Here is a 12,072-nt window from a genome sequence, read left to right as displayed (position 1 = left end):
AAAAAGGAGGAAATCAAAATGGAAGATACCGCTATTCAATCACTTCTTCGCGCGCCCGAAATAGATCAATGCAAAAAGGTACTGTGCATACAGCCCCATCCCGACGACAATGAGGTGGGTATGGGAGGAATTATCGCATATCTGGTTAGGAAGGGATGTCAGGTAGATTATCTCACGGTAACGGATGGCCGGCTGGGTGATATGTCGGGGAACTATAAGCCGGAGGAACTGGCGCGCCTTCGCAGGGAGGAGACGGAGGCGGCCGGGCATATTCTGGGCGCGGAGCAGTTTTATTATCTGGACCTAAAAGACGGCGCCTTGAATGACATCCCGGGGCTGGCCGGACAGATCGCGGAGCTGGTGCGCCAAAATCAGTATGATACCCTGTTCTGCCCGGATCCATGGTCATACTATGAGGCGCACTGGGATCACGTGGTGACAGGGCGGGCGGCTGCCCAGTCAGCCATCAGCTGCAGTCTGGCCGCCTACCCGGAGGGGACTTCCACGCCTGCTTGCGAGCTTTCCGGAGTGGGATTTTATTTTACATCCGCACCCAACACGGTGGTGGATATCACGGAACTGTATGAGTTGAAATTTGAAGCCATGGCAGCGCACAAGACGCAAATGCCATTGCAGATAGTATCCCTTTATCATACCTATTTTGCCATGAAAGGCCGTCAGCTGACTGGAAGCGAGGCCATAGGAGAGGGTGTGAAGATGCTGGCGCCGCTGCACTTGCATTGTTTTACGGAAGCACAGAGTATCCTATGATACTGCAAAATGAAGAGCAGACGGAGGGGTGACGTGATGCTTAAGAAATTGGGAACTATATTGCTGCGAGTTATTTTGGGTGTGCTGGCTGCTGCACTGATAGTTTTTGGGGTGATCGGGATACGGGATTATCTGTGGCATCTTCTGGTGGCGGGCATCCTGATCCTGATACTGGATATCTTCTGGGGCCGGATGGGAAGAGAAAGCGCCGCCCGGATATTTCGGACGCTGCGGACGCTTATGTTAGTCCTGGTATTGATGTGGGCGGTATTGGACGGCGTGATGATCGTGATGAATATTAGGGCAGCAGGTTCAAATGCCGATGCGACGGCAGAGTCCACCATGGTGGTGCTGGGAACGGATGTAGACGGGGAGGAGCCGGGCGATCTGCTGAGACTCCGGCTTGAGACGGCTGCCGCGTATCTAAAGGAACATCCGGATATGCCTGTTATAGTCACAGGATGCGGGCGGGGAGAGCATACGGAAGCAGAGGTGATGAACCGTTTTCTCATAGCTTCGGGAATAGCGGAGGAACGCATTTACCAGGAACCAAAGGCGCAGAGCACACTGGAAAATTTTACATACTCAAAAGAAATAATCAAATCCAATGGACTGCCACAGGATATGCTGGTAGTTACGAATAATTATCACCAATGGCGGGCCTCTCTCTACGCGGAAAAGGCGCAGGTATCTACTCACCGGTTGTCCGCGCCGACGACCGGATATATGCTGTTTCCTTTGTCGGAACGGGAAAGGTATATTATTCTGGTGGAGGAATGGCTTGGGATCAGGGTGGATGTTGTAAATAAGTACGGGGTCACTGTGTAGGGAACATATAAACCTGGTGACGCGAACGACGGGAAAGAAGGAATTGCAATTCCAAAACAAAAGTGTTATTATAACTATAGAAAGTGCTACCGAATATACGGTTAGCCCAAGAATATGTGGTTTAAAAAATAACCGTTAAGTTTCTCAGGACCGAGCGGTTATTTTTGTGGTTTATGATTGCTTCCGATGGCATATCCAAGACCAAACGCTGTCAGGACAAGGCCGATGACAGCGATTAGACTTTCCAGTGTCAACATTTGCAACACCCTCTTTCGTATAAATTCCCTAATCACAAGTGAAGAGGGTTTTTATGTAATCAGAGGGTCACAGTCCCTCTGTCAGAGGGCTAACCGCATACCCGTTATTGGTAGCACTAAAATCATTATAGCAGTAAGGAATATCCGAAACAAGACAGAAAATGACACATCAGGCAGAAATGAATTGAGGCACAAAAAAACAGGTTTGCACCTGTTTTTTTGTGCCTCAATTCATTTCTGCCTCATTTACAATATCTTCCAGACATTTAATGAGATCCTGAAGAGTGTAGAGCTGAACATTGCGCTCCAGGATCGCATTTTTCAGATCTACGGAAAGGGTTTCAAACTTTTCCTGGAGTGCGGGAGCCACATATGACATCATCATCACCTCACCGATAGTGTAACCCGAACCAACAAAAAATATTTCTCCAAAAACATTTCTGCACTTTGTTATTTTAAGAGGATGCCCGGCGTGATCGGGTATGAATGGCGTGATTCTGTTTTATTGTATAATTTTGACTGTTATGTTAGAATGAAAACACATGTATAACAAGTTTGCACGACAAACAAAAACACTTTACAAGATGAGAACAGCCAGGTGCACATAACAAAAGGAGAGGGAAAATGTATACTTACAAAATATACGAGTGGCTTTTGTTTTTCTTTTTTTACTGCTTTTTCGGATGGATTTTTGAGTCCACCGTAGTATCCGTCAGCAAGCGGCGGTTTGTGAACAGAGGATTTCTGCGGGGGCCTTTGATTCCTATTTATGGGGAAGGCGCCATAATGATTCTGTTTATGACGCTGCCGGTGAGAGAAAATATAGCTCTTATTTTTTTGATGGGAATGATCGGGGCTACGTTGCTGGAACTTGTGATCGGCGCCCTGATGGAATCTATATTTAAGGTAAAATACTGGGATTACAGCAGCCATAAGATCCAGTACAAAGGATACATCTGTATGAGCAGTTCCCTCTGCTGGGGCGCTCTATCGGTGCTGCTTATAAAAGTGATACATAAGCCAATCGAAGGCCTGATATTCAGACTGCCGAAACTGGCCGCTATTATTCTTGCGATTGGTATTTCCATATACTTTATTTATGACACCGTAGTATCGATCATTGACGCATGGGGCATGAAGAAGATTCTGGAAATGATAACCAGTGCGAAGGAAGAGATGTCGGATCTGCTGATGCAGCTGGAAATTAAAAAAGAGATTACCAGGGAACAGTGGGTCGTTCGGAAACAAGAGTTGAAAATGCGTCTGGAGGAACTGCAGCTGGGACCGGACCGTGAGCCTTTGCGGGTTCGATTAAAAGAGGCCATAGCGGAACATGAAGTTCTGGAACAAAAACTGAATGCCGGAAAGGACCGGATACTGAGACGAAATCCCAGCGCTTCTTCGAAAAAATTCGCGGACGCCCTTGCCAGTTTGAAAGAATATATGGAAGAAAATCGGAAAAACGGCAAGAATATATCTAAATAAGTTTTTATTCAACCGGAAAGCTTGTCCTGCTGAATAAAAACAATCGAAAGGAGCGGCCGGTATCTATGCAGATTTATGAAGGAAAGACGGCATTTCGCGGGATAGCAGAAGGGAAGATCAAAGTTTACAGAAAGGACCAGCAGCAAATCAAGAGAGAGCATGCGGAAAATACCCAGGAGGAGCTGCTGCGTTTTGAAAGGGCGAAGGGGGAGGCGCTGCGGCAGCTAACCGGCCTGTATGAAAAAGCTTTAAAGGAGGTGGGCGAAGCAAACGCCGCCATCTTTGAAGTGCATCAGATGATGCTGGAGGACCCGGACTATGTGGAATCCATCACGAATATGATCCGCACCCAGAAAGTAAATGCGGCCTATGCGGTGGCCTCCACCGGCGATAATTTTTCACAGATGTTCAGTATGATGGAGGATGATTATATGCGGGAACGGGCGGCGGATATCCGGGATATCTCCGAACGGCTGGTGGGCATACTGGCCGGCCGCACCGGTTCCCAGATGGAGCTCACCGAGCCGGTAATCCTGGTGGCGGATGATCTGGCGCCCAGCGAAACCGTACAGCTTGATAAAGATAAAGTGCTGGCCTTTGTAACCGTACATGGCTCCTCCAATTCCCACACGGCGATCCTGGCCCGGACGATGAATATACCGGCCCTGTTTCGTGTAAACATTCCGCTGGACGATACCGTAGACGGAAAAGAGGGAATCGTGGACGGTTATCATGGCAGGATTTATCTGGAGCCGGAACCCCGGGTAAGAGAAGAACTGGAAGCCAGACAGGCGGAAGAGAGAAGGAAACAGGAGCTGCTCTGGCAGTTAAAAGGGAAAGAAAATGTCACGCTGGACGGCAGAAGGATTGAGATCTACGCAAATATCGGCAGCTTCGGGGATGTGGCGGCTGTGCTGCAAAACGATGCCGGTGGAATTGGCCTGTTCCGAAGCGAGTTCCTGTATCTGGAATCGGAAGACTATCCCTCGGAAGAGGAGCAGTTCCAGGTATACAAAAAAGTGGCCGAAAGTATGGCGGGCCGGAAGGTAATCATCCGCACACTGGATATCGGGGCGGATAAGCAGGTCGGTTATTTTCAGATGGAACCGGAGGAAAATCCGGCGCTCGGATACCGGGCTATCCGGATCTGCCTGGACCGCCCGGAGATTTTTAAGACACAGCTTCGCGCGATCTACAGAGCCAGCGCGTATGGGACCGTATCGATTATGTATCCGATGATTATTTCTGTGGAGGAAGTAGACCGGATCGCAGAGATCGTAGGGGAAGTGCAGGAGGAATTAAAACAGCAGCAGATTCCGTTTGGAGATGTGGAACAGGGGATTATGATCGAGACGCCCGCGGCCGCGCTGATCAGTGATCTGCTGGCGAAGAAAGTGGATTTCTTCAGCATCGGAACCAACGACCTGGTGCAGTATACACTGGCGTCCGACCGGCAGAATCCAAAACTGGAGCAGATCTGTGACCCTCATCATCCGGCGATCCTGCGGCTGATCCGGCTGATCGCTGATAACGCCCACCGGGAGGGAATCTGGGTGGGAATCTGCGGAGAGCTGGGGGCGGATCTCACGCTGACGGAGACATTTCTGAATATGGGAATCGATGAGCTGTCGGTCTCTCCCGGCCTGGTACTGAGCGTACGAAAAAAGGTAAGGGAAACAAAGCTCGGCGAAAAGTACAATTGATTATTTTTATAAAAGAGGGAGCACCCAATGACAGGCACACATATGATGCTGCATGAGATCATCGAAGAACATCATGAGCGGATCGGCCATATACGTAAATATTATCCGTATTTTAAGCTGGCAGAGACGTCTTTTACTCAATTTAAAGACGGAAAATACAGCCGGCTGGATATGGGATATATACTTTTGGCCGTTCTGCGTTTTTTTATAGAAGAGAATAATTTCAAAGAAAAGGAAGTCCTCTATTCAGAATATGAGACTTTTGTCACGGCTCTGCTGCGCCGGGATTTTGAATGTTATCTGGAAGAAGAGGAGAATAAGGAACTGGTTTCCTATATTTTTGATAAGATCACAAACGAGGGGAAACCGTTCCGATATGACTATTTTGACCCGGCGGACCGGAAGCAAAAAACAATCCGGATGCGGCTGATCAAGAGCAGTATCCAGGACGGCGCCGTGCGCTATTCCATTACCTCCGAAGCGGTGGAATTCTATCTGGACACGAAAGAGATCAAGGAAGAAAGCACCATCAGCGTGGAACAGCTACTATTGGAAAAGCTGATCAACAGCCAGAACTTCCGCCAGGGCGCGGAGGTGGTCCGCCGTATCAACAATGAGGTGAGCCGGCTGCAGAGCAGAAAAAATGAGGTGCTGCGGATACTGGGACAGGATGTGTTTGAAGGCGTCCGGGCTTACGAAGAATTTCTGGATACGGGTATGCGCTGGTTTGAGGAGGAACAGCATCTGTTCCGGAAAAACAGCGAACTGATCCACAAAGCCCTGGAGCGGGCGGCCCAGGACGAGGCTTCCGGCGAATATACCAGCCAGTATTACCGCGCCATGGATGATATCTATGCGTTGGAACTGGAACTAAAGAAAGCGGTGCAAAAGCACAGCGAGCTGCTGACCGCCTGCACCCAGCTTCAAAAGCAGGCTGATGAGCGGATCTTAAAAGCCCGGGTACAGTCCCTTAGAAGCTCCTTTGATTTCAGGCAGGCGGTGTCCCGCATGATGGAACGGGACCGGGCCGATCTCTTAGGGGAACTGATCCGGCCGCTGGCGAATCTGAAAATACGGAAAAGCTTCTACCTGCCGAACCTGGATCATCTCCTGACTTACCGTCCGGACCAGCAGGAGACCGGGGAAAAGATCGGGGAGCAGGTCGAAGAGACATACATATACGAAGACGAGGCCATAGAACAGAGAATCTATGACAACTTTGAAATTCTTCTGTCCGAGCTGTTTCACTGGCTTCGGCAGAAAAAGGAATTTACCCTGAAGGAATGGAACGGATATCTGGAAGAGAAATATACGGAGCGCATATTCCGAAACGGCGATTACTATACATTCCTGATCCACATTTGCCTGAAGGAAGAATACCGGGTGCAGGAGGTCAGAAAGAATCCCGATACTTTTTTTGAGGAAATAATGAACGCTTTTCTGGACAAAAGCGGAAACCGTTTATATGAGGACCTGGCCTTTGCCGTGCGTAAGGACTCCGGGGTCAGCCTTCAGATTCTGGGCCTGTTTGAGGTGACGAATCTGATATTCGAAAGGAGAGACATGGATGGACAGCCGTAACCTGGAAAAAGCCATGGATATCATATCCGCGTTATTAATAAATGAAGAAATCCACCGGGACAGAGGAGCGAACAGAGGGCTCTATGAGGAATATCTGTCCAATGCGGAAGTCTACGATATGGTGCATCTGATGGCGGGAAAGATGAACCTGTGTCTCTACGAGTATCAGGGCGGGATCTACGTGTCCGCGGGGGAGGAAAACCGGGTCTACGGCTATTCCAACGAAGAACTCAAACGGCTGCTGGGACTGCGGCTGAACCGGGAGCTTTATCTGTGTTATTTCCTGATATATCAGGTGGTGGCCACGTTCTACCATGACTCGGCCAGCGACACCTTTATCGAATATATGGGCGTCGAGGAGCTGATCCACAATACGGATTCGGCCTTTGCCAAACTGACCGCGGACCTGGAGATCCTGGTGTTAAAGGAGATGGAAGAGAACAGCTTCAAGACTCTGGCGCTTCTGTGGGAGGAACTGCCGCTGGTGACCGGCGAGGAGGGGACCGGCATCCGTGCTTCCAGAAACTCCAAAAGGGGGTATAGCAAGCTGGTGTTTAATTTCTTAGTCTCCCAGGAACTGCTGGCGGAAGCCGAAGAGCGCTATTATCCCACGGCCAGATTCCGTGCGCTGATCACCAACTACTACGAGGAACATCGGGGAAGGCTGTTCGAGATACTGAACCGGGAGGAGGAAGAAGACGATGCCGCAGATCAACCGGATTCGGGTGAATAATGTAAAATATAACTTCGGGACCCAGTTTTACGATGATTTTGTCATGCGTTTTTCCTGTAAGAACACCATCTATGATCTGGCAAACGGAGGAGGTAAGAGCGTACTGATGCTGCTCTTGCTGCAGAATATGCTGCCAAACTGCACGCTGGATGAAAAACAGCCCATTGAGAAGCTGTTCCGGTCCGGCAATGACAACACCGTAATCCATTCCCTGGTGGAATGGAAATTAAATCCCTGCCATATCAAAAACGGTTTTCAGTACATGACCACCGGATTTTGTGCCAGGAAAGCCAGAGAGACCGGCAATGAAGGCGTCCAGGACAGGAATACGGCGGCAGTGGAATATTTTAATTACTGTATTTTCTATCGGGAGTTCAACGACAATGACCTGCGCAACCTTCCCCTGAGCAGCGGGGAAGAACGGATCACCTACCAGGGGTTAAAGAATTATCTGCGCGATCTGGAGAAAAAGGATTTCAGCCTCCAGGTCCGTCTGTTCGAGCGCAAGGGAGAGTATCAGAGCTTTGTCGCTGATTACGGGATCTATGAGAGTGAGTGGGAGATTATCCGGGGGATCAATAAAACGGAGGGGCATGTCAGAACCTATTTTGAGACCAACTACCGCACTACACGCAAGGTGGTGGAGGATCTGCTGATTGAGGAAATCATTCAGAAGGCTTTCTTCTCAAGGATCGACCGAAATAAAGATGAAGTATCCATGGCCCAGACTCTGCTGGATATCCGGGATAAGCTGCTGGAGCTGTCGCGGAAGAAAAATGAGATCATCAATTATGACCGCCAGATGGAAATGATAGCCGGTTTTATGAAATGGATGGGTACTCTGAAAAATATTTATCATACCAGGACAGACCTGGAAGAGCAGCTGATCCGGACTTATAACACCTGTCTTCACCGGGAACAGGAAAAAAACCAGGCGCGTGACCGTCTTACGCAGCGCCGGGAATCCGTAAATATCCGCAGGCAGGAGCTGATGAGAAAAGCGGAGAGCGCTTCCTTGTCGCTGGAGCTATGCGGACTGAAAGAACTGGAGCAAAAGACGGAGCAGTACCGAAGGGAACTGGAAGGCCTGGAGGATAAGCGAAGAGAATGGAGCTTACAGTTATCGGAAAAGGAGTCCGCCAACGACTACCTGGACTATCTGGACGCTAAGGGCCGATTCGAGTCAACCAGGGTGGCGGTAGACAGCGTGCAGAGCCAGAATCAGGGATTGACGGAGCAGCTCTTTGAACTGGCCGGGCAGATGAAAATCCTGATGGAACGGGACGCGGCCGGTTTAAAAGAGCAGATGGATCAGCTGGAGGCCTGGATCCGTGAAAAGGAAGAGCGGCTGCAGGCCGGGCTTCATCAGGAACGGGAGCTTGACCGGACGGCCGCCGTACTGGAGAACGCGATAAAGCTGCAAAGAGAACAGAACCGGCGGCATCAGCAAAGGATAGAAGAGCTTTACAGGGAGTCCAATCTGCTATTGCTTGAAAACGCCGGGGAGGAGCTGGATAAAAAGAAAGCGCAGGAGCAGGAAGCCCGTCAACGCATCGGTGAATTGTCGGAGGAAATAAAAACGGTGGAAGAGGAACTGGCCAGAATCCGCATCCATGACGCGAAACAGAGCTCCAAAGAAGAATGGCTGACTTCCAGACAGGAGGAATGCCAGGAATACTTCCGCCGGTACCGGGGGAAAAAACAGCAGCTGGATAAAATAAAGGAAATATATCAGATACCGGAAAACGAAAATGGGCAGGAAGCGGTGCGGGAAGCATTTCAAAATAACCTCTCCGTCTGTATGAGAAAGCGAAGCGAATGCGAGGCCGTGAAGGAAGTACTGGCCTCTCTGAAAAATAAACAGCCAGTTCCCCCATCCGAACCGGTTCTGAAGTTAAAAGAGCAGATCGAGAGAATCCATGGAATCGAAACCGTTATCGGATGTGAGTATGCGGGGAACCTGGATGAACAGGCCCAGAGGGAGCTGCTGGAACGTTATCCTTTGCTGCCTTATGGACTGCTGGTGAAAGAGGGCTACGATCAGGTGGCTTCGGATCAGAACCTGAAATATTCGCTGACGGGGGATGCGGTGATCCCCGTGCTCTCCCTGGCCGCAGTCGAAAATGGCCGGGAGCTTACCGACGCCCGCGGGATTTCATTCGTAACGAAGGATGAAAGCCTGTATTATGATGAAGAGCGCAGGCTCCAGGCGGCCGCCAAGCTTGAGAAAGAGCTGGAGGAAAAAGAGCGGAAATTAAAGCGTATCGAATCCCAGACTCGGACCATGGAAGAAGATCTGAAATTCCTGCAGAGCCTTGAGAACGGCCCTGACTACGAGGAGAAACAAAAAGAATTCGATACATTAAACAATGAGCTTCGCATCCTCCGGCAGCAGGGGGAACAAAATCTCCTGCTGAAGGAACAGTGGAACAGCCGCTGCAGGCTGCTGGAGGAACAGCTGAAAGAGGAAGAAGCAAGACGGGAATCCCTGTCTGCCGAAACGGCCCGTTTAAGAACCCTGACAGAGCTGCAGGCTGCGCTGGAAGACGGAGAGAATGAAATCCGCCGCCTGGAAATGCAGTCGGCGGAAAAAGCCGAAGCGCTGATCAGTCTCCGGGACCAAATCCGTGAACTCCGAAAAGAATTGACCCGTTATCAGCAGCAAAAAGATCATACAGGCCGGGAAATCGACCGGATACGGCAAGAGTGGGCGGAAGTTTACGCGTCTTATGACCGGGGGACAGAGGTGACGGACCCCACACATACCAGGCGGGAGCTTGAGATCATTTTCAAGGGGAAAAAAGAAGCCTACGAGACGGAATCTTCCGATACATCGGATAAACTGAAACTGCTGGAAAACTATCGGGCGGTTATGGAACGGGCAAAAGCCGCGATTCAGTACCGTAACGTCTCAATAGAAGAACTGGCGGCCAGATACGACCAGGTGGGAATGCGAAGAAGCACTCAGGAAGAGCTGCTTCAGATACGGAATACCGCCCAGGAGTTCAGCGAGCGTGTAAAAGAGCTGCAGAAACAGCTGGATGCGGATCTGGGTATGTACCATAAGAAACAGGGCAGTGTGCAGCATGCCCGCAGCATGATCGAGCAGCAGTATGGCGCGGTGGAGGAAATGGAGCTGTCCCAGGAACGATTGGAACTGCTGGTTTCTGAGAGCAGAAAGGCCGCGAAACAGCTGGAAGAAGATCTGGTCAGAGACGAGAGCAGCTTAAGGGAGCTGATCTCCCAGTGTTATGCCCTGGAAGCCATGCAGGAAGATATGGAACAAATGATGAAAGCCGAAGGCATCAACCGGTCGGATCAGCAGGAATTGCTGGATAGCGGAATTTCTCTGAAAGAAACATACCGTGACCTGAAAAAGCAGTATGCGAAAATGAAACGGGAAGAAACAGTCCGAAGGGAAGAGTTCCTGAAAGAGAAAAACAGCCTGGCTGAGATCCTGACCACCCTTGGAGCCTTTGATCTGGCCCAGGAGATCAAACAGAGTATCTTAAGTCCCCAGAGCGGGACGGAAGTGGACAGACAGACGGAAAAGCTGGAGCAGACCATACGATGCATCGGGCTGGAAAAGGACAGGGTAAGCAAAGGGATCGAAGATATGTCCAAGATCAAGGATAACTTTGAAAACCAATGCCTGCAAAGCTGTATGAATATCAAAGAAGAACTGGAGCGTCTGCCCAAACTGTCCAAAATCAATCTGGACGGAAAGCCGGTTTCCATACTGACGCTTCAGATCCCATACCGGCAGGAGGAGCAGTTTAAGGAGGCCATGTCCAGATATGTGGATCAGATCACGGAGCATGCCGATGCCATAGAAAATCCAAACGAAAGGCTTAAATATGTCAAAAACCAGCTGGCCTGGAAAAAACTGTTCTCCGTCATCGTAACCGATATGGACGCCATAAAACTGAATCTCTATAAGAGGGAGCGGATGATCGAGCAGAGCCGGTATCTAAGGTATGAGGAAGCGGTGGGAAGTACGGGACAGTCCCAGGGTATCTATATCCAGTTCCTGGTAGCGGTTGTAAATTATATCACCAGTATCTATGCGGGCAATACCGATCCGGTGGAGCTTAGAAAAGTGATTTTTATCGATAACCCATTCGGAGCGGCAAAAGATATCTATATCTGGGAGCCCATTTTCCAGCTGCTCAAAAACAACCACGTCCAGCTGATCGTGCCGGCCCGCGGGGCGACGCCCGCCATAACCGGCAGATTTGAGGTGAACTATATCCTGGGACAGAAATTTATCAGCGGCAGGCAGCAGACGGTTGTTGTAGATTATCGCAGCCAGACCGAAGAATCGGAACTGGAATACATCCCGATCTCCTACGAGCAGGAACAATTGCAATTGATGTAATTGTCTGATAAATTCGTAAAATTAGAACAATTCACAGTGAATTACGCGAAGTGTATTTGAAATGAAGAAAAATATTAAAATTGTGTGAAAACGTATTGACAAATTACGGGGTGAGTGTTACTATAATCACAACAAAAGACAACAGCAACTTCAAATCAAAAATCTACAAAAACAAACAAAGATCAAAGATTCCGCAGTAAAGATGAAAGTTCCACTAACAGTAGGATAAGTAATCAGTAACGAAAGGACAGGAATCAGAAAGTAGAAAAGAAGTAAGGTCAGAAAGAAAGATCAGAAGTATCGGAATTTACCAAGATGATCGATTAGCAGTAAAGA

8 protein-coding genes are annotated in these 12,072 nt (G+C 49.4%); 7 read left to right on the top strand and 1 reads right to left on the bottom strand.

Going from position 1 to position 12,072, the window contains the following annotated elements:
• Positions 1-18 precede the first annotated feature (18 nt).
• Together KTH89_RS06390 and KTH89_RS06385 are read left to right on the top strand one after the other, a co-directional pair.
• Entirely contained in the window at positions 19-771 is a 753-nt protein-coding gene (locus KTH89_RS06390) for a PIG-L deacetylase family protein (protein WP_238721088.1), read from the top strand.
• A gap of 36 nt (positions 772-807) precedes the next feature.
• A complete protein-coding gene (locus KTH89_RS06385; protein ID WP_238721087.1) occupies positions 808-1,599 on the top strand; it encodes a YdcF family protein in 792 nt (263 codons plus the stop codon).
• A 483-nt stretch (positions 1,600-2,082) separates the two neighbouring features.
• Here the strand turns inward: KTH89_RS06385 and KTH89_RS06380 are convergent, their stop codons facing one another.
• Entirely contained in the window at positions 2,083-2,241 is a 159-nt protein-coding gene (locus KTH89_RS06380; protein ID WP_238721123.1) for a hypothetical protein, read from the bottom strand.
• A 239-nt stretch (positions 2,242-2,480) separates the two neighbouring features.
• On the opposite strand from KTH89_RS06380, the gene KTH89_RS06375 reads away from it, so the two are divergent.
• From KTH89_RS06375 to KTH89_RS06355, 5 genes are all read left to right on the top strand, one after another.
• Complete coding sequence (locus KTH89_RS06375) at positions 2,481-3,341, top strand: putative ABC transporter permease (RefSeq protein WP_158342102.1); 861 nt, start codon at positions 2,481-2,483, stop codon at positions 3,339-3,341.
• A gap of 65 nt (positions 3,342-3,406) precedes the next feature.
• The gene (gene ptsP / locus KTH89_RS06370) at positions 3,407-5,044 is read left to right on the top strand and encodes a phosphoenolpyruvate--protein phosphotransferase (RefSeq protein WP_238721086.1); all 1,638 of its coding nucleotides are present in this window, start codon (positions 3,407-3,409) and stop codon (positions 5,042-5,044) included.
• A gap of 27 nt (positions 5,045-5,071) precedes the next feature.
• A complete protein-coding gene (locus KTH89_RS06365) occupies positions 5,072-6,625 on the top strand; it encodes a hypothetical protein (RefSeq protein WP_238721085.1) in 1,554 nt (517 codons plus the stop codon).
• On the top strand, positions 6,612-7,358 hold the full coding sequence (locus tag KTH89_RS06360) for a DUF6063 family protein (RefSeq protein ID WP_158342096.1): 747 nt from the start codon (positions 6,612-6,614) through the stop codon (positions 7,356-7,358). The genes KTH89_RS06365 and KTH89_RS06360 overlap by 14 nt, the downstream gene beginning before the upstream one ends.
• A complete protein-coding gene (locus KTH89_RS06355) occupies positions 7,327-11,736 on the top strand; it encodes a coiled-coil domain-containing protein (protein WP_238721084.1) in 4,410 nt (1,469 codons plus the stop codon). Before KTH89_RS06360 ends, KTH89_RS06355 begins: the two co-directional genes overlap by 32 nt.
• Positions 11,737-12,072 lie beyond the last annotated feature (336 nt).

This window comes from Diplocloster agilis, assembly GCF_019042275.1.
In the GTDB taxonomy this organism is placed as follows: Bacteria; Bacillota; Clostridia; order Lachnospirales; family Lachnospiraceae; genus Diplocloster; species Diplocloster agilis.
This window is presented reverse-complemented; position numbering and strand designations above follow the sequence as displayed.

What these genes read in the sequence shown, in the direction of transcription:
- KTH89_RS06390 (WP_238721088.1), top strand. Translation starts at nt 19, where the DNA reads ATGGAAGATACCGCTATTCAATCACTTCTTCGCGCGCCCGAAATAGAT.
- KTH89_RS06385 (WP_238721087.1), top strand. Translation starts at nt 808, where the DNA reads ATGCTTAAGAAATTGGGAACTATATTGCTGCGAGTTATTTTGGGTGTG.
- KTH89_RS06380 (WP_238721123.1), bottom strand. Translation starts at nt 2,241, where the DNA reads ATGATGATGTCATATGTGGCTCCCGCACTCCAGGAAAAGTTTGAAACC.
- KTH89_RS06375 (WP_158342102.1), top strand. Translation starts at nt 2,481, where the DNA reads ATGTATACTTACAAAATATACGAGTGGCTTTTGTTTTTCTTTTTTTAC.
- ptsP (WP_238721086.1), top strand. Translation starts at nt 3,407, where the DNA reads ATGCAGATTTATGAAGGAAAGACGGCATTTCGCGGGATAGCAGAAGGG.
- KTH89_RS06365 (WP_238721085.1), top strand. Translation starts at nt 5,072, where the DNA reads ATGACAGGCACACATATGATGCTGCATGAGATCATCGAAGAACATCAT.
- KTH89_RS06360 (WP_158342096.1), top strand. Translation starts at nt 6,612, where the DNA reads ATGGACAGCCGTAACCTGGAAAAAGCCATGGATATCATATCCGCGTTA.
- KTH89_RS06355 (WP_238721084.1), top strand. Translation starts at nt 7,327, where the DNA reads ATGCCGCAGATCAACCGGATTCGGGTGAATAATGTAAAATATAACTTC.